This window comes from Burkholderia sp. SCN-KJ, assembly GCF_024656005.1.
Classification (GTDB): Bacteria; Pseudomonadota; Gammaproteobacteria; order Burkholderiales; family Burkholderiaceae; genus Burkholderia.
Genome location: NZ_JANKOG010000023.1, coordinates 91,619 through 116,802 on the forward strand (window position 1 = coordinate 91,619; position 25,184 = coordinate 116,802).

The window sequence follows — 25,184 nt, forward strand, 5'->3', positions numbered from 1 at the left end:
TCGTTCTTACCTCGCTCCGCAACCCACCACACCGATGCCAACACCTTACCGTTCAAATTTCGCTCCCGGCACCACACGCTGGGCTATCCGACGCGCGCAGTGGCGAGCACTCGGCATTTCCGATGCCGATATGGAAAAGCCGAAGATCGCCGTCATCAACACGTCGTCCGAGCTGTCGATTTGCTATAGCCATCTCGACGAGGTCGCCAAGGTCGTCAAGCAGGCGATCCGCGACGCGGGCGGCCTGCCATTCGAGATCAAGACCACCGCGCCCAGCGACTTCGTTACTGGTGCGGGCCGTAGCGGTCGCTATCTGATGCCGTCGCGCGACCTCGTCGTCAACGACATCGAGGCGTCGGTCGAAGGCGCACAGCTCGACGGTATGGTGTGCCTGAGCAGTTGCGACAAGACCGCTCCCGCACATCTGATGGCCGCGGCGCGGCTCGATATTCCGACGATCCTTGTGATTGGCGGCTATCAGGGCAGCGGACGATTAGATGGAGAAAAAGTCGATATCGAAGACGTGTTTGAATCCGCGGGCGAGCTCGCGATGGGCCACAAAACATTCGCCCAGGTCAAGCGCATGTGCGACGTAGCGATCAAGAGTCCCGGCGTATGTGCCGGCATGGGCACGGCAAATACGATGCACATCATGGTCGAAGCGATCGGCATGACGTTGCCGGGCAGCGCCCCGGTCGCGGCCGGCAGCCCTGCGATGATGGATCTGGCTGCACGGTCCGGGCGCAGGATCGTCGCGATGATCGAGGAAAATCTCCGCCCGCGGGACATCATGACGCCTGCTGCCTTTCGCAACGCCATCACAGTGGGCCTTGCGGTCAGCGGCTCGATCAACATGCTGCGTCATTTGCAGGGCGTGGCCGCCGAAGGCGAAGTCAACGTCAACGTATACCAGCTTGTGCGCGAACTAGACGGCGCTGTCCCGTTGCTATGTGCGATCAAGCCGAACGGGCCGGACCGCATCGAAGATCTCGACGCGGCGGGAGGCTCAGCCGCTGTCATGGCCCAGCTTGCCGGAATGCTCGATACGAACGTATTGACCGTCACCGGAAAATCCCTCGCGGAGAATCTTGGACCGCATCGGGTACGCCGTCCGGACGTGATCGGGAGCATCGAGCATCCGATGGCCAATGGGCCTTCCGTCGTGATTCTGACAGGATCGCTCGCACCCGAAGGCTCAATCATGAAGCTCGGAATCGGTGGGAAGGCGGACCGCTTCAGCGGACCGTGCCGGGTGTTCGAAAGTCAGGAAGCCGCGCTCGATGCTCTCGATGCCAATCAGATCCGCAGGGGGGAAGTGGTCGTGTTGCGGGGGCTCGGCGCACGGGGTGGCCCAGGCGTAGCCTCGGCATCGTGGTTTGTTGCGGCAGTTAACGGCGCCCAGCTCGGCGCAGACATCGCCGTCATAACCGACGGCCAGTTGTCGGGATTGAATCACGGCTTCACGATCGGACAAGTGATGCCAGAAGCCGCCGACGGCGGCCCGATCGCCTTCGTGAAGAATGGCGACTTCGTCACGATTGACGTGAAGAACCGCTCGGTCGAACTGAATGTTCCGACCGACGAACTGGCCGAGCGCGTCGCCGCGGCCGCCCCGGCAAAACCGTCGGCGCCTCGCGGCTGGCTGCGCATCTATCAGCATCTCGTCCATCCGCTTTCGGAAGGTGGCTCGCTTGTTCCGAAAGAATGAGCCTACATCGCATACTCAAATAAACGTAAGGAGACGCTTCCGATGCAGCATTTTCAGATGAGAGCGACAGCCAACGCCGAACAAGCAGCGCAGTCGTCCTTCCGCGGTTCCTTCGGCAACGCCGGCGCCTCGCACCGTGCCACGGACGGAAACGCCCATGCAGACTGAACAGTTCGACTACATCATCGTCGGCGCTGGGTCCGCCGGCTGCGTCCTCGCAAACCGATTGAGCGCCGACGGCCGGTACCGCGTGCTGCTGCTCGAGGCGGGAGGCAAAGATCGCAACATATGGATTCACGTGCCGCTCGGCTATGGCAAAACGATGTTCAATCCCAAGCTGAACTGGATGTTCGAAACCGAGCCGGTGCCGGAATTGAACGGGCGACGCGTGAAGCAGCCACGCGGACGCGTGCTCGGAGGTTCGAGTTCTCTCAATGGCCTGCTATACGTCCGCGGCCAGCGCGAGGACTACGATGACTGGAAAAGTCTGGGCTGCGACGGATGGGGTTACCACGACGTTTTGCCCTACTTTATTCGCTCCGAAGACCAGGAGCGTGGCGCCGACCCATGGCACGGAACCGGCGGTCCACTGGCCGTCAGCGACTTCCCCGATGACAAGCACCCGATCGCCGACGCATTCATCGCATCGGCCATAGCGCACGGAATTCCCTACAACAACGACTTCAACGGAGACGGTCAGGAAGGCGTCGGCTATTTCCAGGCGACGGCACGTGACGGGCTGCGCTGCAGCACTGCCGTTGGCTTCCTGCGTCCGGCGATGCAGCGTGGCAATCTGGTCGTGCGTACCCATGCGCACGTGCAACGCGTACTGTTTGCGGACAAGCGCGCGACCGGTATCGAATACCAGCGTCACGATGGCTCTCTTCATATCGCGCGTGCTCGGTGCGAAATCATCCTGAGCGCCGGAGCTCTGCAGACGCCGCAACTGCTTGAGCTATCGGGTGTCGGCCATCCGGAAGTGCTCTCGCGCCTCGGCGTGCCGCTCGTTCACGCGGCACCCGACGTTGGCGAAAACCTGCAAGATCATCTGCAGGCGCGCTTGATCTACGAGACCCGCGACAAGATCACGGTCAACGACGACTTGGTCAGCTGGCGTCGCAAAGTCGGGATGGTACTGCGTTACATCACACACCGTCGCGGCCCGCTGACGTGGCTCGCAGGTATCGCGGGCGGCTTTGCTCGCACCGACCCGTCGTTCCTTCGTCCGGACATCCAGTTTCACTTGTATCCGTACAGCAGCGACCGTGCCGACCCATCACTGCATTCGTTCTCGGCTTTCACGCTCACCGTTTGCAAGCTGCGCCCCGAGGCGCGCGGTAGCGTACACGCCGTATCGCGCAGTCCGCTCATGCCGCCGTCGATCCAGCCGAACTACCTGAACCACCCGGCCGACGTCGCGACGATGATCGCGGCGGTCAAGCTGGGGCGGTCGGTGATGGCCGGCGCACCCACGCAGCGGCTGATCACGGACGAGTACTCGCCTGGCCGGGACTGCCGCACGGACGACGACATCCTCGCGTTTATTCGAGAGAAGGCGTTTTCGGTATATCACCCGGTCGGTAGTTGCCGGATGGGAAGCGATGCCACGGCGCCCGTCGATCCGCAGTTGCGTGTGCGCGGCATTGATGGTCTCCGGGTCGCCGACGCTTCAATCATGCCGATCATCGTGTCGGGCAACACCAATGCCGCCGCCATCATGATCGGAGAGAAAGCGGCCGATCTGATTCTCGCGAAATCGCGGTGATGCTCGACGCGGACGCTCATCGCGAGCGCCACCCACCGACTTTGCGCCCGTCACTACCGTCAAGGAACAAACCATGAACCGCCTGACTCTCGAGCAGGAACTTAAGGCGGCCGGCACGTACGGCCATTTCATCAACGGCGATTTCCCCGCACCGCGAGGCGAAAAGGCCCACGTCACACTGAACCCCGCAAACGGTACGCCGCTGGCCCGTTTCGCCGCGGCGACCGACGCGGAAGTGGACGCCGCCGTCGCTGCTGCAAGGCACGCCTTCCAGGTCGTCTGGGGCCGCACGACGGGTCGCGAGCGCCATGAATACATGCGACGACTCGCGAGCGAACTAGAACGTCGAGCGGAGCGGCTCGCCTGGCTAGAAACGCTCGACGTCGGCAAGCCGATCGGCGTTTCCCGCGCGGCCATGCGTGATTTGCCTTATACGGTCGACTATTACGCGAGCGTCTTGCACGGTCTTACAGGTGAGACACTGCAGGTCGCCGAACGTGACGTGCTCAACTTCACGTTACGTGAGCCTCTCGGCGTCTGTGCACTGATCGTGCCGTGGAACTACCCGTTGACGCTGGCACTGCTGAAAATCGCGCCGGCCATCGCGGCCGGCAATACCGTTGTGCTCAAGCCCTCCGAGGTCACGCCGCTATCGGCGCTCGAACTCGGACGGGCGGTGGCAGATGCGGGGCTTCCAGCGGGCGTCGTCAACATCGTGTTCGGCGACGGCACGACAGGTAACGCATTGATACACCATCCGGGCATCGACAAAATTTCGTTCACCGGTGGCACGGACACGGGAAAACGCATCTATGCCGCCGCGGCGGCCGGCCTGAAGAGGGTCACGCTCGAACTGGGCGGGAAGTCGCCGCTCGTCGTATTCGACGACGCTGACCTGCCGGCCGCCATCGAGGTAGCGAAAGTCGATTCCATCCGCAACTCGGGACAGGTTTGCGCGGCATGCACGCGGTTGATCGTGCACGAGGGCGTCGCCGATGCATTTGTCGACGGTCTGACGCAGGCGCTCTCGGCCGTCCGCATCGGCGATCCCGGCAACGACGAAACGGAGATGGGGCCGGTCATCAACGCCGCGCAACTGGAGCGCATCCAAGGGTATCGCGAGGTTGGACTCGAAGAAGGTGCGCGCTTTACCACCTGTCAGGACATCGCAACCCGCGCCGATCTGAAGGACGGCTACTACGCCCCGCCTGCTCTCTTCCTCCAGGCGTCCAACGAGATGCGCGTATCGCGCGAGGAAATTTTCGGCCCAGTCCAAACGGTTTTGTGCTTTCGCACGGAAGAGCAAGGCTTGCGCCTCGCCAATGACTCACCCTATGGACTGGCGGCCTGCGTCTTCACGCGCGACTCCGCGCGGGCGATCCGGACTGCCCGCGCGACCCAGGCCGGAACAGTCTGCATCAACTACGGAGTCAAGGCGGTCGTCGAGGCGCCTTTCGGCGGCTACAAGCAGTCAGGAATCGGCAAGGAACGCGGGCTGCAGGCCATGCTCGACGACACCCAGTTGAAGAGCGTGCGCCTCTTTCACGGTTGAACCCGAGCCGGTGCCTGCCGGCTCCTCATAAAAAAACGGAGACTTTGATGAACATTTCAGCGCAGTACGCCACGGCGGCGCGAACCGATACATCCATGCGGCGAGTCATCATCGCGTCGTCGCTCGGCACAATGTTCGAGTGGTACGACTTCTATCTAGTGGGATCGCTCGCCGCCTACATCAGCACCGCATTCTTCTCAGGCGTGAATCCAACCGCGGCATTTATTTTCACGCTGCTCGGCTTCGCGGCCGGGTTCGTCGTCAGACCCATCGGCGCCATCATCTTCGGCCGTATTGGCGACCTGATCGGCCGCAAGTACACCTTCCTGGTAACGATCCTGATCATGGGTTTTGCGACGTTCATGATCGGCCTATTACCGACTTTCTCCCAGATCGGGATCTGGGCTCCGATCGGATTCGTGACCTTACGTTGCCTGCAGGGACTCGCGATGGGCGGTGAATACGGCGGCGCCGTGACGTATGTCGCGGAACACGCGCCGAACAACCGGCGCGGCGCATGGACAGCCTGCATTCAGGCAACCGCCATCTTCGCGATCGTGATCGCGCTGCTCATCATCGCGGGCGTGCGCAATCGAGTGGGCGAGGCGCAATTCACGGCATGGGGCTGGCGGGTGCCGTTTCTGATTTCCGTGATCCTGCTCGCAATCTCAGTTTGGATACGGCTCAAGCTTCACGAGTCCCCTGCATTCCGGAAAATGATCGCTGAAGGCAAGGGCTCGCAGGCGCCGCTAAAGGACGCGTTCGGCCGTTGGTCGAACCTGCGCCTCGTTCTACTCGGCACTCTGATCGTCGCCGGGCAGGCGGTGGTCGGCTACACGGGCGAATTTTATGTCATGTTTTTCCTGACGAAAACGCTGCAGGTCGACACCGGGACTGCCAACATGCTGATGATGATCGCCCTGCTGATCAGCGTTCCCATCTTCGTCCTCGCAGGCGCACTGTCCGACGTCATCGGACGCAAACCGCTCATTGTCGGCGGTTGCCTTATCGCCTCGCTCGCTTTCTTTCCACTGTTCAAGGCATTGACGTTCTATGTCAACCCGGCGCTCGCACGCGCCCAGCAACATTCACCCATCATGGTGTCCGCCGATCCGGCGGAGTGTTCGTTCCAGTTCAATCCCGTCGGCAGCGCAAAGTTCACGACCTCGTGCGACGTAGCGAAAGCGACATTGGCAACCCTAGGACTCAGCTACGAGAACCGCGCCGCGGCACGCGGAGAACCCGCGTCGATCCGGATCGGTAGCAGTTTGATCCAGTCTTATAACGGCAATGACCCGCAAGTAAGGCAAGCGAAGACGAATTTTCACGCCTCGCTGGGTGAGGCATTGCGGCGCTACGGCTATCCAGACAAGGCTGACGGAAACGCAATCAACTACCCGATGACCATACTGATCCTCGTTGTTCTGATGCTGTTCGTTACAATGACGTACGGGCCGATCGCCGCCGTGCTGGTCGAAATGTTTCCGACGCAGGTCCGCTACACATCGATGTCCCTGCCGATCAATATCGGCAATGGATGGTTCGGCGGCTTGCTGCCCGCCACTGCATTCGCGATCGTCGCGACCCGTGGCAACATTTATTCAGGTCTCTGGTATCCGGTGATCGTGGCCGCGATCGCGGGTATCGCCGGGCTTTTCTTGCTGAGAGAGACAAGTGGCAGGGACATCGCGGCGATGTCGTGAGGTCACTCGGCGGAATGACGACGCCGGTACCTGAAAAAAACAGACGCTAAGCAACAACGAGTCAAGCACATCGGTACGGCAGTTTCCACCGGACCGCGTCGTCGCAGCCGCACCTCCGGTCATGTGCCCGACCCGACGCTCCGCGATGCGACTGTGACGGCTGGCGGGACGGTGGAGCGATCGCGGCGCTGAACCGCTTTAGGGCGCAAGCAGGGGTCCGTGCTCGCTCATCGCGAGGTTCACGCCGAGATGACGCACAACGGCCTCACGATCACGAGTCGTCGTACCAACGTGAACTACAACACCAACCTGGCCTTCCGGAATTGCCCTCCGGAAGCGCTACCGGTCCTCTCGATGCGCAACCGAAGGCTTATCAAATAATACTAGTGTGGGGCGGGTGTTCCATCGACCGCGACTATGTTTTGCTAGTCCCATCGAAACTCTTCGGTTTGAAGGTATTGTGACGACCGGTTGAATGCGCGCCGGCCGCCACAGTCACTAGGCGCAATCACGCCGTCCTCGGGACGGCGTCAGAAGCATGCCATGTTCAGCCCGTCCGTTACCAGGCGGCACCACGCATCGGCACACGGCGGAGCGTTCGGCCGCTCGCCCGCTGGCGTGGTCTGCGACGCCGTGTGCCGTCCGGTCGTCAAGCCGCCGACACCACCTGCTCGCCTAGCCACTCGAGAAGCATCTGCGTGACGAATGTCGCATTCTCCAGATTGGAGATGTGTAAGCCCTGAGCTTCCCCGGAAATTTCGCCTTCCAAGAGGTCGTGTATAAACTCGACGGAAAAGAAGGGAATCAGGCATGTTCAAGGTATCGAAACAGGTGTACACAGCGGAGTTCAAGCGGGCCGCCGTGCAGCCGGTCAAGGATGGCCAGGGAGTGGCCGTGGTGGCCCGTGAGCTGGGCGTTTCGGAGCAGACGCTTCGCAACTGGCCGAAGGCCGAGGCGTCGGGCAAGCTCAACGGTGCCGGAGCGAAGCCGGTCACGCCAGAGCAGATGAAACTGTCTCGACTGCGAGCGGAGAACAAGCGCCTGCAGATGAAGCTTGAGATCGCAAAAAAGTCGGCAGCATACTTCGCGAGGGACCTGCTGTGAGGTATGCCTGGATTGACCGGCAAGTCGGGCAATAGTCGCTGTCGTCGCTGTGTTGCGCGTTGTCGGTGAGCGTGAACGGCTTTCGCGCGTGGAAGCGTGGTGGTACGCCGGGACGAACGCGGCTGACGGACACACAGTTGCTGACGTTGATTCGGACGGTGCACGCCGAGTTCAAGGGCGCATACGATTCGCCGCGCATGACCGAGGAAATCCGTGAGCGCGGCTTTCCGGCCAGCAAGGAGCGCGTGGAACGGCTGATGCGTGAGAACGGTATCCGGGCCCGGCACAAGCGCGGTTACCGGGTAACGATCGATTCGAAGCACAAACTGCCGGTTGCGCCGAATCTGTTGAATCGCGAGTTCACGCCCGCCGAGCCGAATCAGGTGTTCAGTTCGGACATCACATACATCTGGACCGACGAGGGCTGGCTGTACCTGGCCGTGGTGCTCGACCTGTTCAACCGGGAGGTGGCGGGCTGGGCGATCAAGCCGCGTATGACGGCGGACCTCGTGACGGACGCGCTGACGATGGCATGGTTTCGCCGCCGTCCTGTTCCGGGCGCACTGTGCCACTCGGCTCGGGGCAGCCAGTACGTGAGTCACGAGTTCCAGCACAAACTGGCCGCCTACGACATGCGCTGCTCGATGAGTCGTAAGGGAAATTGCTGGGACAACGCCCCGACGGAAAGCTTCTTCAACAGCTTGAGGAACGAACGGGTTCACGCCACGCGCTACCGAGCGCATCGGGACACGAAGGCCGATCTGTTCAAATACATCGAAGTGTTTTACAACCGCAGTCGCCATCATTCGTCGCTCGGCTTTGTTTCTCCGGAGCGCTTCCTTCGGGACCGGATCAAAGCTCAGCAGACCAAGGACGCTGCTGCATAACGCGGGACCGTAGGAAGGCGAAATACCGAGGGAAGCTCCCCCCGGTGAAGTCATCTTGTCCAGTCGCTTCGTGACCGCGAGGATCGTGTCCACCGCACCTACGGACAAGTAGGGTACTTACCCATCTGGACCATCTGGCGCCCATGCCATAATCCCGGCAACGTACCGACCGGTACGCGATTCCGCCAAGGTCATGTTCGCTCTATTTCGCAGGAAGATGGGCAGCATCCTGGGATTGCTTGCAATCCTGATGGCGACGCTCGCGCCAACGGTATCGCAAAGCCTTTCGTCCGAGCACCAGTTCGATGCTATATCCGGGGCGTACTGTACCGCGCGAACCGGCACGGACATTACTGCTCCCGACCACTCGCCATTGCCCCAGAAGGCAGCCCACTGGCAGGCATGCGCGTATTGCGAGCTGCTTGCCGACATGCCCGTGTTACTTGGCGGGACCACCGGATTCGCGCCGACCGATTGGGCAGTTCATCCCGCTTCGGCTACCACGTTTCAAACGCTCCACAGCACTTTCCACTTCGCTGCGGCCCAGCCGCGTGCGCCCCCATTTTCATCCTGATTGAGTCAGCCCGGCGACGATGCAAGTGCCATTGCATCGTCGCGTCCTCGCGTGCCTTTTGACAGGCTCGCGAGCACACTATGCGCCTCACACAAGGATCGAATCATGCGCACCATTCCTGCACACGGCTGTTTGCCGATGCTTACGGCCCTACTCGCTCCGGCTGCTATCGCTATCCCGCTTCTGCTCCCCTCACTTGCATCAGCGCACGCCATCGCCGGCAATCGGGTTTTCCCGGCGACAATGGCGGTCGATGACCCTGGTGTCGGTGACGAAGTCAATCTGGAATCCGGCCACGTCAAATCGCTGACCGACGACGGCGACGAGCAGAACATCAACACGACGTCTCTCGAATGGGACAAGCTGATCACACCCAATCTCGCGCTTTCAGTGGTGGGAACCTACGTCAACATCAACGCGCCGAACGGTGGACCGGCGCGCGGATTCGACAACTTCGCGATCGGCGTCAAGTACCGCTTTTACGTGAACGAAAAGCACGAGTTCATGGCCTCTGTTGGCGCTGTCGCGGAACTGGGCGGCACCGGAGCAAGGTCGATCGCCGATCCACACTCCGCGATCACGCCGACGCTTTATGTCGGCAAGGGATTCGGCGATTTGCCAGATAGCCTGAGGTATCTGAAGCCACTCGCGATCACTGGGACCCTCGGTCCGCGCCTGACGATGAACAGCACTGACCCGGATTCGTTAAGCTGGGGCGTCACCGTGCAATACAGCCTGCCGTATCTGCAGAACTTCGTGCAGGATGTGGGACTCAAGGCGCCATTCAATAACTTGATCCCGGTCGTCGAGTTCCCGATGAGCACCTGTACCGGCGGTCCGTGTTCGGGACACACGACCGGCAGCATCAATCCCGGCCTGCTCTGGCTCAACCGATGGGGCCAGTTTGGCGCCGAAGCGGTCATTCCGGTCAACCATGCGAGCGGAAAGGGCGTAGGCGTCCTGTTTCAGGCACACCTGTTTCTGGACGACGTGATGCCCAACTCGATTGGCAAGCCGTTTTTCGGGAAAGGGGAATAGCCATGCCGAGATTCAACCGACATCGTCACGGTTTGCGCGCAGCGGCCATCGCGACAGGTATCTTGATCGCATCGACGGCATTCGCCCATGTATTTCCGCAAAAGCAGTCACCGTCGGCGGGCGCCGAAGTGGTGGCGCCGACAAGGGTGGCAATCGAGTTCGACGGACCGCTTGAACCTGCGTTCAGCTCGCTGAACGTCAGCACTTCGAATGGTAAGCAAATGAACACCGCGCGGGCCGAGGTCGATCCGAACAACACGAAGTCAATTCATGTTCCGCTGCCAACGTTACCGCCCGACACGTACACGGTGCATTGGGTCGCAGTAGCGCCAGACGGACATCGCACGCACGGCGACTATTCATTCAAGGTGAAGTAATGGACTGGGCGACGGGTTCCGCATCGATCGTGGTAGCCGCCGTCGCTAACGTAGCGTTCGCATGTGCGGTGGGCGCCTGTCTGTCGGTACTGATGCTTGATAATACGCCGGCGGGCACGGGCCGCCGGTTGCAACGCTTCGCAACCGGCTGCCTTGTCACGCTGATCGTTGCCATTACCGTCGACCTGTTACTGGAAGCCGCACTAATGAGCGGGTCGGCACCGGGTACCGCATTCGCGGCGCTGATCCCGGTGCTGACCCAATCGCACTTCGGCGCGGCATGGTCAACCGGCTTCGCAGCCATAATTATCTGGACCGGAATGCTGGTCTGGGCACGGCGAAGCGGTGGGGCGATCTGGATGGGGGCCGCGCTCTTCACCGCAGCCGCCTTCGCATTCAGTAAGGCGGCGTCCAGTCATGCAGCTGACGCTGGCAACTTCGTGTTGCCAGAGTGGAATCACTGGGTGCACTTGTGCGCGACCGCAACATGGGCTGGACTCGTGATCGCGGGTGGTGTGTGCGTGTTGCCGATGCTGCGCGACCACGCGAATAGCCAAGGCTTCCCGCGCTTCGCCGGGCGCCTTTCCGCGACATCAACCTTTGCATTGGCGGTGGTCCTGATGAGCGGAGCCCACAACGCTGATCGTGGGCTCCGCGGCTCGTTCGTGCCGCTCACAAACAGTGTTTGGGGGCTGATCCTCGACGCGAAACTGGTTCTGGCTGGAGCGGCGACTCTGTTGGGCGGCATCAACCGAATAGTCTATTTGCCACGCGTTCGGTTCAGCACGCGAAACACTGCTGCGCATTCGTTCCTGACGATCTTGAGGATCGAGGCAGTCATCATGATTGGTGTGCTCATCGCCGCTGTACTACTGGCCCATACTGCGCCGGGTGCGCCAGTAGACGGTTGACCATGGAGGCGCGGAACCTGCAAATAGTTCAGTGGCTGTAGCCGTGAGCGAGCGCCGGTCATAGCCCCAAAGGTCCATGGCCGGCCGCTTTCGGGGACGCCATCGGACCGACCGTTTATGGCCGAACTGAGTCACACGATACGACGCTGTCTGTTTGGTCTAGTGCAGCCTTGCACAGCTTATTCGAGCGCTTCAACAGAATGCACCGCTTCCCGCTTGGTGGTCGCCCACTGCGCGAGAATCTTACGGCTCGCCTACTCCACCGCCGCCGTCACGTACACGGCGCCTCACACCATCGAAATGTAGCTCGCGTCCCGCGCCGACGGCTGATTGGCCCGGTCGATCATCATGCCACGCACAAGGTAGGGCTAGACGCACCCCAACGGCTCGTGTTCGGCTTGAAGTACAGCGCTTCCACGCCCACGCGCCTCATCAGCGTGCCCACGCGTCGATGGCCGATTTCACGCCCCTCCCGGCGCAGCAGGCGCGCCACTTCCGCGCGCGGGCAAACGGGAACACCGGGAGCGGCTTGTCGAACCGCCGCATCAACAGCTGATCTGCCTCGTTCACCGGCTGCGCCGGTAATATACGCTCTATCTCTCGATGCCGACGAATCGGGCCTGCTCTGAAACCGGCAACGCATAGCCGCGGTCAATCATCGCTTTACGCGCAACAATCGGGTTCTTGTGAGCGTGCCTTCTAAAACACCGCTCTCCAGCGTCAGCGTCGCGATCCTTGCGTGCAGCGCCTTCGGAGGTAGCGGCGTCTCATTCGAGCGCGCAGGCGGCGCCGAACACTTCTTCGGCACACCCCTACAACCGCCGTTTCCATTATGTGATCGCGGTCAGGTGTACACCGAACTACCGTGCCGATTCGGGCACAGTCCGCCCGCTTTTGACCGCTGCCAGTGCCACCTTCGCTTTGAACGCGGCTGAGTGCGTCCGTAGGGTTCTCTTCATCATCTTCCGGGGTCCTTTGTCTGCGTTATCACTCGCTGTGACCCCGGCCGCTCCACTTATCTCACAGTCGGAATTCGCGCAGCCACCTCCTCAAAACTCGGTCTCGAGTCTTCGTATATACGAACTAGCGGGTTCGGACGCGAAACCGATGCTCAACCCCGCCACGAATCTCGGCTTTCGGGCGCTCGATATGGTTGAATCCGCACATCCAGCCGGTCACTCAGGTCCAAATGTCTGTTGGTGGGAACAAGATTGCTGTCTATGGACCTTCACGAACAGACGGTGCTGAAGTGCCGCTCACGCTTCTCGCCCCGTCGGCGAACGACCACGCCGTTTAGTATCGTCGTGAGTTCTTGATCATCGCGAACGGCTCGAGGGGTAACCCGCGCTCCGCAAGAATCCCGCATCATGCCCTGATCGTCGACGCAGTATAAATGTGTCATTTTGGGCGCGACGCTATGAGATATCTCGAGCGTCAATCTTCGATCGAATATCAAATATCGAATCGAGCGCGACTGATTGACCAGACGATAGGTTCGATATTCACCTTAACATCCAATTGAAGCGGTGGCGACTCTTCCCCAATCAAGAATCGTATGGGATAAGGAAACGACCCACGTGACAGAAGTCGACGCCAGCTGTCGACCCACCGCCGTATCTCCAAGGCCGAGCCGTTGGCTGCTTTCATGTAATTGAGCAGTACATGAAAGAGCGACGCGTTTAACGTACGCATCTCCCGTGTTCATGTGTCAAGAATCTATGTCCACGATTTCCTGCCATCCAACGCGTACGAATATCGTGAATTAATTACCACAAGGTCGCCACCCTGAAGGATTGATCTCGGGACGAATTTGAACCAAATCGAGACCATATGGAACCGCGAACTCGATACTATTCTGTCACCAACCTTTGAATATGGAGAGAATGATGATCGACATGAAGAACCTCGGCCGTCTGAAAAAGCTGAATGAAAACGCGCCTGCGGCCGCGAAAAGCTTCTGGGCGTTTAATGACGCGGCGTTCGCCGAGGGCGTTCTTACCGTACAGCAAAAGCAGCTCATTGCAGTCGCAGTCGCATTGACAACCCAATGCCCTTACTGCATCGAACTGCATACCAAAGACGCTCGTGACGCAGGAGCAACCAACGAACAGCTTGCTGAAACGGCTCTCGTCGCCGCTGCAATCCGTGCCGGCGGAGCAGTGACGCACTCTTCACACTTGTTCAAGGAGTGATTCATTCCGATTGCTGGAACTGCACATCTCGAGTCAGCGAGGCAAAGCCGACCGACATCTCGGCCGGCTTTTCCCGTTTTAGTTCGACAATATTTGGTCATCATCGCGTCGCGCTGATCGTTGACTAGAGGACTCATTCGACGTTCCCGTGAGAAGATTTAACGGCCGAAAAGTCGTCCATCGTGTCCCTCGCTCGGGACATGCCAATAGCCGCACGCGCCAGCAACAGATATTTCCAACCCGCCTTCATAGCCGCCGCACGTCGCTCACGCACTAACTCGGAAATACTGGTCGCGTACTCCGCCTTCCCGGACGAGATGAAGGGGCAATAGCGGAATGCGGACATGAGTCGACCGATGTTGCATCCACTGCCTCTTCAGGGAACCGTCATGAGAGTGTGCCGACGATGCACACAGATTAATGAGATTCACCCCCTCATGTGCCGCTGCGTCAACCCCTCATAGTGCGGCCGCGCGAACAAATTCGAGAGCAGACTAGATATCAACGCGGTGGCGATCAGCGAAAGGACCAACCGGTGGCCGTCAATCCTTGCTATTATGAGGAAAACTGAGGTTCCGCCGTCTTTTTATTCACTTCAACGGTTCCGAGATTTGCAAAGGCGTCCTTGGTCTGCTGAGCTTGAATCCAGTCCCACAGGAACCGTTCCGAGGAAACAACGCCGAGAGACAAATGACGATGACTGCGGTTGTAAAACATCTCTATACATTCAAACGGATCGGCCTTCGCGACCTGTTGTGTATGATGTGAACCCATTCGACCGTCAAGCTGTTGAAGAACCTCGCCGTCGGGGCGTTACCGCAACAACTTCCGGTGCGGCTCATCGAGCAGCGCATACCGTACGCCAGCCAATTTGTGCTGGAACTAGTGATTCGCGTACTATCCGCCCCGACCCGAGTCCCACAGTGCGCCCGCAGCGGAACACCGTCGACGCCTCGCGTTCGTCAGCGCGTCTGTCACGAGATCCGCCGTGATGCCCGGCTCGATCAGCCAGCCAAAGACGTCTCGGTCGAACAGGTCGTGCACCACGGTCAAGTATAGTCAGCTATCGTCGGTCCAGATGTACGTTATGTCCAAGCTGAACACTTGATTCGGGCCGGCGGGGGTGAACTCGCGATTCAACGGGTTGGGCGCAACCGGCAGCTTGCGCTTCGATTCGAATCGATCGTTAGGCGGTAACGGAACTTGTCCCGCGCCTGGATATCGTTCTCACGCATCAATCGTTCTTCGCGATCGTTGACGGCGGGAAAGGGGCCTCCCGTTGCCGGACACCGTATTTCGCCATATACGTTTCGCGAAGAGCGTCTTCCGAAGCCGCATCTCCGAAGCGGTAGGCGGGTGAAAGTATGGGCAGTGCCTCACGAACGTCGATGCGCACGACGTGGTTCACCGGATAGTCATGACCATTCGTCCGCCAAACCCACTCGGAGATGTACGTCCGATCGAGATCGCCGTCAGGCAGGATCCAGGCGACGCCGTTGAAACGATAACCGCGCCGAGCGAAGACATCGACGACGTTGATTGAAATCGCCGGATTTCCTCGAAGATTCTCAATGGTTTGAGGCGAGGCGATATCCGCGAAAAATAGTGCGTCATCACGCACGATTAACGATGCTTTAGGTGAAAGATTCGGCGATCCATCCTCATTTACTGTCGCGACGAACGAAAGAATCGCGCGCTGGACGACGTTGCGCATGTCGGCGGTAAGAATCGGCATCATAGGCTCCAAAGTACTAGCGGCGGGCAGCCACTAGACCCCATACTACGAATCTGACGCCATATCGGATAGAGCCAAGATTCGGCAAACTCGCTGGGTCATAATATGCGCGCAAACAGGTACGCTGTTTCTGCTCGACACGGCCTCCGCATAGCCCTTATGCCGCTAGATCTAGGCCCGGTTTCGCAACGCAATTGCGGACTGTCGCCCGGCATCGGTGGACCGTATTCTGTCGGCTCCTGCGCTCGTGAAGGAATCGGAGTTGTTCAGCGAAACCGTTGAGACGACCTACTCGACATCGATCCGGTCGCCGACGACGGACTGTTCGTCGCGAACCGAACGAAAACTGGGCCGCTTGCCCGCGGCAATTGGTACGTACGGGCATCAAAGTCCTCCCTGCATGTCGCTATCGTGGTCACGGCGTCCGGCATCGATTGCCCGGGCATCACAACAGCAGGCGTGGATTTCGCGAATGATTTCGATAGCGAACGGATACGTCAACCATCCACAGTACCTCCTCAAGAACCCGAATCACAACGGACGCATGCACTGAGCACGTTCCGCAAGGCTTCATTTCCCGGCCTTCGCCTCGTATAGCTCGTGGTACCCGAAGCGCAGATCCAACAGTTCAAATGGACCTGCCAGATCTTCTCGGATGGCGGGCCGGGACTGACATAGACGGTATGCACCGAATTTTAGACGGAAGGTCATTTTGCTCATCCTCATCATATCCGATGCATCCGAAAACGAGATGGCCGCCCCCGAGAGACGGCGGCAACGGGGCTGGAGCCAACCCAGGGGCGCATATCCTGATCGATCTTCAGCAGGGAGCGATGCATCTCGTATTGCGCACGTTGTGCCGGGGCTCGGATCGCTCGCCGAGTGCGTATGGAGTCACCGCATGTACGCCTAGGCGCTGACTGATCGGAGCATCGGCAAAAAGCAAGAACCCGCCTCGCCTCGCGACTACGCCGACATCGTCTCCGAAAGCACCGTCGAGAGACTCGGAAGTTGCGTTTTCAAACTCATCTGAACGCGCAGGCGAAACTGATCTCGACGATTCCGCGAACGTTATGGCCTAGAAAAACTAACGGTTTATGACCCTGTGCGACTGAGTCATCGTACAGCAACATGGCGACTCGGTAAGCGCTAACCCTTCGAGGGGATCCGCGATGAGGGATGATACCGCCCCCAATGGGGCACCGAGCTGCATGGCCTCTTATTGTCGGCTTGCCACTGCTTTTTTGAGGGACTCACCTGTGGATGATCTTTCCGCCTTTCCGATCATACGCAAATGGCGGACACCGCGCACCGGAGACACTCAGCTCTATTCGACGCTGACGCCGAACGGGGTCAAGGTCTCGGTCATAGTCGAGGAAACCGGTGAAGCATATGAGCCACGATTGGTGCGTTTCGATACCAATGAACAGGTTCCTTGCCGGGCGCGCCTGTATCACGGGAGCCGCATACATGCTCGCCAAAAATGGCCGTCTTCGCGCGGATGCGCAATCTCGTGGTCTTTTACGGGGCAAACGATCTAGTCGGCATCACCGAGTTTCCACATGTCATGCATGCATTCACAGCCTTCCTTGATCTCCCTCTATTGTGAATGGGTATTGATATTCCGGGCCGCGCATAGAACGCCCGTCCAATTCTGGTCGCAGTGTAAGGCGCAAACAAGGCAACCAGCAAACCCCTTTGGCAAGGCTTTATGCGTGTGCTTTGCCAGAACAACCAGAGTTTCAACAATGACACACGTCGTATCCGCCACCGGCTCACGAGCAACGTTCGCCTTTTGGCACATGACCCCTGCGGTTCTAGCACTGGGCTATCCGTGGTATCTAGCCAGCTTTTATGACGCAGCCAGCGTACATCACACGTTTTCAGCCCTCGCTGCGCTCACTGCTGTTCTCGCAGTTCCGGCAAGCGCGTTTTTCAGCCTGTACTCCCTTGCACGACAACCGGTGATAACGTCACGCGGTGTCATTCTTCAACGTCTTGCACATTTCACGTTTGCGTCACCCCCGCTCTTTGTCATCGTAGGAGTCTTTCTATATCTGATGAAAATTAACGGTGCGGACGGAAAAGTATGGCTCGGTATCTGGGCTGCAGCGCTCTGTCTCACTATGCTAGCTGTGCTGGCGAACTCGGCCCTAGATAACCGTGTCGCCGGCGCGCGCCACCTTGCACCTGTGCGAGTTATGCATGGCGTAGCATCAGCCACGATCATTCTCGTGTTCCTTTTCCCACACCTGAGCAATCATGCGCTCGGAATTTTCGGTGCACACACGCATAAAGCGGTCATGCTGGTTCTGCGTCACGTATACCGTGCCGGATGGATTGAACCGATCCTTATCACGCTCGTCGTGTTCCAAATCGTGAGCGGTCTCGTGTTGCTGTTGCCCAAGCTGGGTGAGAAGCGGGACCTGCTCGGCACACTACAAACAGCATCGGGTGCCTATCTTGTTGTATTCATCGCATCACATATCAACGCGGTGTTCGTGCTCGCGAGATACTTCGGCACCGATTCTGACTATGCATGGGCGACCGCGCTTCCAAACGGTCTCATCGGCGATGCATGGGATGTGCGGCTGATTCCACATTATTCTCTGGGCGTATGGTTGGTTCTCGTTCACATCGTCTGCGGCCTGCGCACTGTCATGCTCGCTCACGGCGTTTCGGTGCCCCGCGCTAATTCAATTAGCTGGACGTTAATTGGCGTCGCGTCACTCTGGGCGGCGGACATCGTTGCCGGCATGGTTGGGCTGCGGATATGAGGCTCATCACACACCAGGAAGTCAGGATCGCCCGGCATCTTGGCTGTCGCGATCGAAGCGCAGCAACACACCCGCCGGCTCAAGTTCACGGCACGCGCCGCGCCACGCTTGCCAGATAGGATTTACGTTGATCCGCCCTGACATCGAAGCGCGAATGACGAACTGGCTCAGCGAATCCGGAATCGCTGAAGGATAGAGCCGCCCTTCGCAGGGCCCGACGAACGTGATGTGGCTTACCCACACTTGACGCGGTCGCCAGCCGACGAAACGACGATCCGCGAAATTCATCGCCATCGGCGGACGACACGTCGAATCCAAGGACACCCGATACGCATGCTTGTAGAGCGGACACGGTCCCTGATGTTGTGGTCGGCGACGCACGTTCGGCGCTCGGCGACCAGTCCTGGGCGCGCAGCTGCCGCACGATACAAGGGCTGCCACGTCGCCGCGTCGGGCAGGATGAAGGGCGCACCCTCAACGCTCTCCTAGCGACCGACCTCGGCTCTCCAACTTGGCGCCTGGGCACGCCACCGGCGATACTCAGTACGTGACACGCCCTCAATCAGGCAAGAATCCCGCGAAGCCGGGCCGATTCTGTATCGATCGCGATGCTGGGCATTCCACGCATACGTCATCGCAAAGTTTTCGTGAAGTATGCCGCCACCTCTCGAAGAATCTCAATGTTCAGCTTCGCGCTCGCCACTACCGTGCGCAACCTGGTGACTTCGGCTTCCGGCTCGTCGAGCGGGTCGCGGCGGTACACCGGCGCACCGGCGGCCAGCCCGGTCACCGTCTTCCTTTTCCGACCGAGATGATCACGTCGGTGGTTTCCAAATGTGCTCACTGGGATGCTTATCCTTCGATCGGACTCTTGCAGATCGCCGTCCGTTCGTTGAACCCTAGTCCTCGTATGGCAACTCCCCCAAAGACCAAACACGATCGTGTCAGACACGGTGATCTTGAACCCGGAAGTATCCTCGTGATGAGCGATGAATCTCAGCTCAGTTGCGAACATGGCATTCCCGAGCCGCCTTAGCCACCCAGATTTCATATGGGCCCGGCTTTTTCGTTGCTTCGATCGCCGACACCGAGCAAGGATAGCTCTCTCAATGTGCGCCTACTCGCGAGCCGTCCGGTTTGTCCGGTCGTGGACACCGGTAAGGCGACGCCGGAAGGCGCTGGGGTCCAAGCCGTGCAATGAATTAAATGCCAATGAGAAGTTGCTCCGACTCGAAAAGCCAACCATTTTCGCCACTTCGGCTACTGGAAAGCTAGTGGTAGCAAGCAATTCGGCAGCTTTCTTCAGGCGCACGACCTTCAGCATGGCCATTGGCGACTGCCCAAATGCTTTCATGAATTGCGCCGCGAAGGCCGAGCGGCTCATTCCAGCGATGTGGGCAAGACGCTCGACTGACAATGAGGATGCGGATCGTTCGAGAATAGCCTGTAGCGCACTCGCGAGGCGCCTGTCAGCAATGCCTGCCGCCCAAGGCAGGTCGACACCGCCGTTGTCAATCTGCCACCGAAGAACCATGATCAGGCATTGCTTGAGGAGAGCTTCGACAAGAGTCTGCGAGCCAAGCCCTGGGCGCGCGCATTCAGCTAGCAGCAAAACGAACTGATCCCTCAATCCTGACTCGCCGTCGAACTGGGCCACCAGAGGATGTCGCAACGTCCTGAACGGGTCGCTGCCAGAAGTGGTGTCAAGACAAAGTTCGCCGCACGCGGTCGAAATGCCTTCGGCCCCACCACCTACTTGGACGCTGGGCACCGTTTCCCGCCAAGGCCACTCACATACACGTCCGCGATCCGTTTCGGGCTGGGTGCACGATTTGGCGCCTTCTATCTTGTAAGCGACGCGGGGGGGCAAGAGCACGAAACTATGTGAGCTGAGGGATACACTCTCCCCCTGTTGCGTTATCAAAACACCGCTCCCGTCCATGCAGTAATGCAGACTCGCCGTCGCGCAGGCGTCGAATCGTGCGCTCCAGCCATCTCGAATGTCACAGAGGGTGAATTTCGCCATGCCGATATTCACGGCCGCGAGAAAGCGTTCCAAGATCGGAATTTCGCGAAGACGCGGGTTGTTCATGGAACCTACCTGGAAAACTGTTTGGTATTGGATGTCCCAACGGCGCCGGCATCACCCCACCCTCCACCCAGCGCACGGACAAGGTTCACGGTAGCGGCAGCCTGAAGGCCGGAAAGCTCGACGGCCGTTGTTCGCGCCTGAAGTACCGTTCGGTCCGCGTCAATCACGTCCAGGTAATTGACAGCGCCTTCCATGTATTGGGTACGCGAGATTTGCGCTGCGCGCGTCGACGCCAGCACCGCCTCGTTCTGAGTACTGGTCTGCAGCTCGAGAATCTTGAGGTCCGACAGATTGTCCTCGACTTCCTGGAACGCCTTGAGGACCTGCTGACGATAGTTGGCCACGTCTTCCTCAAACACGGCTCGCGCCGTCGCAAGGTTCCCGGCGCGACGGCCCCCATCGAAAATGGGCACCGTTAATGCGGTGCCAACCAGGGGACCAAGAATAAAGGCTCGACTTGACCATTTGAAAAGATCGGCTAGCGTCGAGGACTCGAATCCGGCGGAGCCGGTGATAGATAACGAAGGAAAATATGCCGCCTTGGCCACGCCGATGCGTGCATTGGCCGCGGCCATCGCCCGCTCAGCCGCTGCAATATCTGGCCGTCGCTCTAGGAGCCCTGAAGGCAGCCCCGGGGGAATCCGAATCTGAACAGGTTGCAATGGGTTCACGGCCATCGAGAATCCCGACGGTGCCTCGCCGAGGAGTACCGCGAGACTATGCTCAGCGACTGCCCTTTTCCGTTGTGCTGTCATTTCGTCAGAACGGGCAGTCGCAAGCTCAGCCCGCGCCCTGGCTACATCGAGTTCGGCGATATCTCCCGCCCCGAACTTCGACTGCACAAGCTGAAGCGCCTGTTCGCGCAGCGAAACGTTCTGCGCATACACCTGCAGTTGTGCGTCGAGTTGGCGGACTGCGAAGTAGTTTGCGGCCACGTCAGCCTGAAGCGCGAGCTGCACCGAGAGCAGGAGCGCTTCCGATTGCTCGCTTTCTGCACGACTCGCCTTGACCGCGTCAGACACCCTTCCGAAAAGGTCCGCTTCATAAGTCGCGGTGCCTTGGGCGCGCCAAAACGTCTGGGCCGGTATGTTTATGCTATTAGGCCGGAACAGCGAGGCGGGCGAGACCTTTTCCCTAGTAGGTCCAAAGCCCGCCCCAATAGTCGGGAACAGGTCCGCACCGGTGGCCTGCTGGGCGGCGCGAGCCTCCTTGACCCGAGCCGCCGCAGCGGCCAGACTCTGGTTGGCCGAAAGCGCCTGATCTTCGAAGTCGTTGAGCGTCACGTCATCGAAGATCATCCACCATTTCCCGCGAGGAATCTGCTCAGAAGGTTGCGCGATCTTCCAGGTGCCCGCCTCGCCTTTCGTTGCCGAGCTGGTCGAAGCGCCCGCGATGGTCGCGGTCTCCTTGAAAGCGGCGGGGTTGGCGGCATCAGGGATCTTGTACTCCGGTGCAAGCGAGCATCCCGCCGTTAGCAGTGCCGCGGCGGCAAGCGACGGCGAACCCAGCAGAACACGTTTCATTTGAGTTGTCGACATGGTGACCTCATGCGTCAACCGAAGCATCGACACCGCGAACGTGCGGGTGATGTCCGTGCTTGTCCACGATATGCTCCGTCCTCGTGAGCTTTCGAAGAGAGACATAGAAGACGGGTGTCAGAAGCAAGCCGAACAGTGTCACTCCGAGCATTCCGAAGAACACGGCGATACCTATTGCGTGACGCATTTCCGAACCAGCTCCGCCGGAGACGACGAGAGGTACCACGCCCATGATGAACGCGAACGATGTCATCAAGATCGGTCGCAAGCGCAGTCGGCTAGCCTCAATAGCGGCCTGAACGATCGAGCGCCCTTCCATCTCCAGCTCGCGCGCAAACTCGACAATCAGAATCGCATTCTTCGCGGACAACCCGACCAGCACCATTAGGCCGATCTGCGTGAAGATGTTGTTATCTCCGCGGGTCAACCAGACGCCGAGTAGCGCCGAAAGGACACTCATGGGAACTATCATCAGAATGGCCAGGGGCAACGTCAGGCTTTCATACATTGCCGCCAGCACCATGTAGACGAGCAAAACGCTGACAGGGAACACCCAGAGCGCCGCGTTCCCGGCCAAAATCTCCTGATAGGTCAGGTCAGTCCACTCCAACTTCATTCCTCGTGGCAACGTTTTGGCGGCGACCCTTTCGATGGCGGCCTGGGCCTGACCCGACGAGTAACCCGGTGCGGGGCCACCATTGACGTCGCCAGCCGTGAAGCCGTTATACCGAACGACGGAATCAGGACCAAAGGTTGGTGTGATTTTCACGAGGGTCGACAGCGGCACCATCTCGCCCCTGTCATTGCGTGTCTTGAGCGATCCAATATCGTCCATGTGCGCGCGGAATCGCGCATCCGCCTGCACCCGCACCTGATAGACCCGGCCAAAGCGGTTGAAGTCATTCACATAGACCGAGCCGAGATAGACTTGCATCGTGTTGAAGACGTCGGTGACGGACACTCCCAGCTGCTTCGCCTTCACTCGGTCGACGTCTACATTCGCCTGTGGCACATTGATCTGATACGTGGAGAATGCTGGGCCAAGTTCACGTGTCTTCGCGGCCTCCTTGAGGAAAGCCTGGGTCGCGTTGTCGAGCGCTGTATAGCCCGCAGCCTGCCGATCTTCGATCTGAAGCTTGAAACCGCCGAGCGTGCCAAGACCAAGAACAGGCGGCGGAGGGAAGACCGCGACGAACGCCCCCTTGATTCCAGACAATCGCTTGTTCAATTCCGCGGCAATGCTAAGTCCCGTCATCGATTTGCCTTCGCGCTCTTCAAAGGGCGTTTCAGCGAAAAAGACAACCGCAGAACTCGATGAATTCGTGAAGCCATTGACTGATAAACCCGGGAACTGCACGGCAGACTTGACACCGGGTGTCTTCATGGCGATGTCCCCGACCTGGCGAACCACCTCTTCGGTCCGGTCGAGGGATGCGCCATTGGGCAGTTGCACGATGGCGACCAGATATTGCTTGTCCTGAACGGGAACGAAACCGCTCGGCACAAGCTTCTCCATCAGAACCGTCAGACCGAGCAGCACAGCGTAGATTGCGAGGATTACGGCCTTGCGATTGACGACTCTGGACACCCCTCGCCCATAAGACTCGGACCCGCGATGAAAAACCTTGTTGAAGGCATTGAAAAACGGGCCGAATACCGTGTTCATGGCACGAGTGAGCCAGTCTTTCGGATCGTGGTGTCCTTTGAGCAGTAGAGCAGACAGCGCCGGAGAAAGCGTGAGTGAGTTGAACGCTGAAATAACAGTTGAGATAGCGATGGTCATCGCGAACTGCTTGTAGAACTGCCCGGTCAGGCCGCTCATGAACGCGAGCGGCACGAACACGGCCACCAGCGTCAACGCGATCGCGATGATCGGCCCGCTCACTTCCTGCATTGCCTGATGCGTCGCCTCCTTTGGTGACAGCCCCGTGGCGATGTTGCGTTCAACGTTCTCCACCACCACGATTGCATCGTCGACCACGATGCCGATCGCCAGCACCATGCCGAAGAGCGACAACGCGTTGACCGAGAAGCCGAAAGCAAGCATCAGCGAAAACGTCCCGACAATCGACACGGGCACCGCGATCAGCGGAATTACCGATGCGCGCCACGTCTGCAGAAAAACAATGACGACGAGCACGACGAGCGCGATCGCTTCGAGCAGCGTATGAATCACTGCATGGATACTCGCACGCACGAACTGCGTCGGATCATAGACGATGTCGTACTTCACTCCGTCCGGCATGTCGGACTGGAGATCCTTCATGGCTTCCCGAACGTGCTGCGAAATATCCAGAGAGTTCGCACCCGGTAATTCGAAGATCGCCATGGCGACGGCCGATTTGTTGTTCAGAAGCGAACGACGTGCATATTCAGACGCGCCCATTTCTACGCGCGCGACATCCTTGAGCCGCGTGACGGCGCCATCTGACGATGTCTTCAGAACGATATCGCGGAACTGGTCTTCCGTTTGAAGCCGGCCAAGCGCATTCACGTTGAGTTGCAGTGGTGCATCCGGCGTAGACGGAGACGCGCCCACCTGACCGGCAGCGACCTGGACGTTCTGCTCCCGTATCGCCGTCACAACGTCGTTGGCGGTAAGCTGGTGCTCGGCCACTTTTTGCGGATCGAGCCAGATGCGCATTGAGTAGTCGCCGGAGCCCCAGAGGGTGACCTGACCGACACCAGGAATGCGCTCGAGACGATCACGAACGTTGATCAGCGCATAGTTCCGAAGATAGGTGCTGTTGTATTTCTCGCTCGGTGAAACAAGGTGAACGACCATCGTAACTGTCGGAGACGACTTGATCGTCGTCACACCGAGGCGTTGCACGTCTTCCGGCAAGCGAGGTAGTGCCTGGTTGACCCGGGTCTCGACCTGCTGCTGAGCAAGATCGGGGTTGGTCCCGAGCTTGAACGTGATCGTCAATGTTAGTGTTCCGTCGCTGTTGGCCTGCGACTGCATGTACAACATGTTTTCGACGCCGTTGATCTGCTCTTCAAGAGGCGAAGCGACCGCTTCAGCGATCACCTTGGGATTGGCGCCCGGGTATTGCGCTGTCACCACGACGGCCGGCGGTACGACGGCCGGATATTCGGAGATGGGCAGATTGACCATGGAGATCAAACCCGCGAGCAGAATCGCCGCCGACAGCACAGCCGCAAATATTGGGCGTTCGATAAAGAATTTGGAGAGGTTCATGACGATCTCTGGCTATGCAAGAAGGGCGT

16 protein-coding genes and 3 pseudogenes are annotated in these 25,184 nt (G+C 59.3%); 12 read left to right on the top strand and 7 right to left on the bottom strand.

The annotated features are described in order from the left end of the window. Nucleotides 1-34 precede the first annotated feature (34 nt). From NQV17_RS29905 to NQV17_RS29950, 10 genes and pseudogenes are all read left to right on the top strand, one after another. Nucleotides 35-1,708 carry a dihydroxy-acid dehydratase gene (locus NQV17_RS29905; protein WP_257775042.1) on the top strand — a complete coding sequence of 558 codons (1,674 nt, stop codon included), beginning with the start codon at nucleotides 35-37 and terminating at the stop codon, nucleotides 1,706-1,708. Nucleotides 1,709-1,865: 157 nt separating this feature from the next. Further along, the gene (locus NQV17_RS29910) at nucleotides 1,866-3,473 is read left to right on the top strand and encodes a GMC family oxidoreductase (RefSeq protein WP_257775043.1); all 1,608 of its coding nucleotides are present in this window, start codon (nucleotides 1,866-1,868) and stop codon (nucleotides 3,471-3,473) included. Between the two features lie 73 nt (nucleotides 3,474-3,546). Beyond that, nucleotides 3,547-5,025 carry an aldehyde dehydrogenase gene (locus NQV17_RS29915; RefSeq protein WP_257775044.1) on the top strand — a complete coding sequence of 493 codons (1,479 nt, stop codon included), beginning with the start codon at nucleotides 3,547-3,549 and terminating at the stop codon, nucleotides 5,023-5,025. A gap of 47 nt (nucleotides 5,026-5,072) precedes the next feature. Next, on the top strand, nucleotides 5,073-6,728 hold the full coding sequence (locus tag NQV17_RS29920) for an MFS transporter (protein WP_257775045.1): 1,656 nt from the start codon (nucleotides 5,073-5,075) through the stop codon (nucleotides 6,726-6,728). 810 nt (nucleotides 6,729-7,538) lie between these two features. Next, nucleotides 7,539-8,719, top strand: a pseudogene (locus tag NQV17_RS29925) (IS3 family transposase). A gap of 217 nt (nucleotides 8,720-8,936) precedes the next feature. Next, on the top strand, nucleotides 8,937-9,293 hold the full coding sequence (locus NQV17_RS29930; RefSeq protein ID WP_257775067.1) for a DUF2946 domain-containing protein: 357 nt from the start codon (nucleotides 8,937-8,939) through the stop codon (nucleotides 9,291-9,293). A 105-nt stretch (nucleotides 9,294-9,398) separates the two neighbouring features. Beyond that, on the top strand, nucleotides 9,399-10,331 hold the full coding sequence (locus NQV17_RS29935; RefSeq protein ID WP_257775046.1) for a hypothetical protein: 933 nt from the start codon (nucleotides 9,399-9,401) through the stop codon (nucleotides 10,329-10,331). A gap of 2 nt (nucleotides 10,332-10,333) precedes the next feature. Continuing rightward, complete coding sequence (locus NQV17_RS29940; protein WP_257775047.1) at nucleotides 10,334-10,708, top strand: copper resistance protein CopC; 375 nt, start codon at nucleotides 10,334-10,336, stop codon at nucleotides 10,706-10,708. After that, on the top strand, nucleotides 10,708-11,619 hold the full coding sequence (locus tag NQV17_RS29945) for a copper resistance D family protein (protein ID WP_257775048.1): 912 nt from the start codon (nucleotides 10,708-10,710) through the stop codon (nucleotides 11,617-11,619). The genes NQV17_RS29940 and NQV17_RS29945 overlap by 1 nt, the downstream gene beginning before the upstream one ends. A 1,886-nt stretch (nucleotides 11,620-13,505) precedes the next feature. Next, a complete protein-coding gene (locus NQV17_RS29950) occupies nucleotides 13,506-13,811 on the top strand; it encodes a carboxymuconolactone decarboxylase family protein (protein ID WP_257775049.1) in 306 nt (101 codons plus the stop codon). A 555-nt stretch (nucleotides 13,812-14,366) separates the two neighbouring features. Here the strand turns inward: NQV17_RS29950 and NQV17_RS29955 are convergent. Beyond that, nucleotides 14,367-15,079: pseudogene (locus tag NQV17_RS29955) on the bottom strand (IS3 family transposase); the annotation flags it as partial. Beyond that, the gene (locus tag NQV17_RS29960; RefSeq protein WP_257775050.1) at nucleotides 15,046-15,546 is read right to left on the bottom strand and encodes a pyridoxamine 5'-phosphate oxidase family protein; all 501 of its coding nucleotides are present in this window, start codon (nucleotides 15,544-15,546) and stop codon (nucleotides 15,046-15,048) included. The pseudogene NQV17_RS29955 and the gene NQV17_RS29960, both read right to left, overlap by 34 nt. Nucleotides 15,547-16,757: 1,211 nt before the next feature. On the opposite strand from NQV17_RS29960, the pseudogene NQV17_RS38160 reads away from it, so the two are divergent. Together NQV17_RS38160 and NQV17_RS29970 are read left to right on the top strand one after the other, a co-directional pair. Continuing rightward, a pseudogene (locus NQV17_RS38160) lies at nucleotides 16,758-16,979 on the top strand (glutathione S-transferase); the annotation flags it as partial. Between the two features lie 315 nt (nucleotides 16,980-17,294). Further along, a complete protein-coding gene (locus NQV17_RS29970) occupies nucleotides 17,295-18,323 on the top strand; it encodes a hypothetical protein (RefSeq protein ID WP_257775051.1) in 1,029 nt (342 codons plus the stop codon). Between the two features lie 21 nt (nucleotides 18,324-18,344). Here the strand turns inward: NQV17_RS29970 and NQV17_RS29975 are convergent, their stop codons facing one another. The 5 genes from NQV17_RS29975 to NQV17_RS29995 form a co-directional block, all read right to left on the bottom strand. Then, nucleotides 18,345-18,617: a hypothetical protein gene (locus NQV17_RS29975; protein ID WP_257775052.1), complete on the bottom strand. Its 273-nt coding sequence runs from the start codon at nucleotides 18,615-18,617 to the stop codon at nucleotides 18,345-18,347. 337 nt (nucleotides 18,618-18,954) lie between these two features. Next, the gene (locus tag NQV17_RS29980) at nucleotides 18,955-19,113 is read right to left on the bottom strand and encodes a hypothetical protein (protein WP_257775053.1); all 159 of its coding nucleotides are present in this window, start codon (nucleotides 19,111-19,113) and stop codon (nucleotides 18,955-18,957) included. A 327-nt stretch (nucleotides 19,114-19,440) separates the two neighbouring features. Further along, complete coding sequence (locus tag NQV17_RS29985) at nucleotides 19,441-20,415, bottom strand: AraC family transcriptional regulator (RefSeq protein WP_257775054.1); 975 nt, start codon at nucleotides 20,413-20,415, stop codon at nucleotides 19,441-19,443. A gap of 5 nt (nucleotides 20,416-20,420) precedes the next feature. Beyond that, the gene (locus NQV17_RS29990; protein ID WP_257775055.1) at nucleotides 20,421-21,953 is read right to left on the bottom strand and encodes an efflux transporter outer membrane subunit; all 1,533 of its coding nucleotides are present in this window, start codon (nucleotides 21,951-21,953) and stop codon (nucleotides 20,421-20,423) included. 7 nt (nucleotides 21,954-21,960) lie between these two features. Beyond that, nucleotides 21,961-25,155, bottom strand: a complete 3,195-nt coding sequence (locus NQV17_RS29995; protein WP_257775056.1) for an efflux RND transporter permease subunit — start codon at nucleotides 25,153-25,155, stop codon at nucleotides 21,961-21,963. Nucleotides 25,156-25,184: the final 29 nt, after the last annotated feature.

What these genes read in the sequence shown, in the direction of transcription:
- NQV17_RS29905 (WP_257775042.1), top strand. Translation starts at nt 35, where the DNA reads ATGCCAACACCTTACCGTTCAAATTTCGCTCCCGGCACCACACGCTGG.
- NQV17_RS29910 (WP_257775043.1), top strand. Translation starts at nt 1,866, where the DNA reads ATGCAGACTGAACAGTTCGACTACATCATCGTCGGCGCTGGGTCCGCC.
- NQV17_RS29915 (WP_257775044.1), top strand. Translation starts at nt 3,547, where the DNA reads ATGAACCGCCTGACTCTCGAGCAGGAACTTAAGGCGGCCGGCACGTAC.
- NQV17_RS29920 (WP_257775045.1), top strand. Translation starts at nt 5,073, where the DNA reads ATGAACATTTCAGCGCAGTACGCCACGGCGGCGCGAACCGATACATCC.
- NQV17_RS29930 (WP_257775067.1), top strand. Translation starts at nt 8,937, where the DNA reads ATGGGCAGCATCCTGGGATTGCTTGCAATCCTGATGGCGACGCTCGCG.
- NQV17_RS29935 (WP_257775046.1), top strand. Translation starts at nt 9,399, where the DNA reads ATGCGCACCATTCCTGCACACGGCTGTTTGCCGATGCTTACGGCCCTA.
- NQV17_RS29940 (WP_257775047.1), top strand. Translation starts at nt 10,334, where the DNA reads ATGCCGAGATTCAACCGACATCGTCACGGTTTGCGCGCAGCGGCCATC.
- NQV17_RS29945 (WP_257775048.1), top strand. Translation starts at nt 10,708, where the DNA reads ATGGACTGGGCGACGGGTTCCGCATCGATCGTGGTAGCCGCCGTCGCT.
- NQV17_RS29950 (WP_257775049.1), top strand. Translation starts at nt 13,506, where the DNA reads ATGATCGACATGAAGAACCTCGGCCGTCTGAAAAAGCTGAATGAAAAC.
- NQV17_RS29960 (WP_257775050.1), bottom strand. Translation starts at nt 15,546, where the DNA reads ATGCCGATTCTTACCGCCGACATGCGCAACGTCGTCCAGCGCGCGATT.
- NQV17_RS29970 (WP_257775051.1), top strand. Translation starts at nt 17,295, where the DNA reads ATGACACACGTCGTATCCGCCACCGGCTCACGAGCAACGTTCGCCTTT.
- NQV17_RS29975 (WP_257775052.1), bottom strand. Translation starts at nt 18,617, where the DNA reads ATGGCGATGAATTTCGCGGATCGTCGTTTCGTCGGCTGGCGACCGCGT.
- NQV17_RS29985 (WP_257775054.1), bottom strand. Translation starts at nt 20,415, where the DNA reads ATGAACAACCCGCGTCTTCGCGAAATTCCGATCTTGGAACGCTTTCTC.
- NQV17_RS29990 (WP_257775055.1), bottom strand. Translation starts at nt 21,953, where the DNA reads ATGTCGACAACTCAAATGAAACGTGTTCTGCTGGGTTCGCCGTCGCTT.
- NQV17_RS29995 (WP_257775056.1), bottom strand. Translation starts at nt 25,155, where the DNA reads ATGAACCTCTCCAAATTCTTTATCGAACGCCCAATATTTGCGGCTGTG.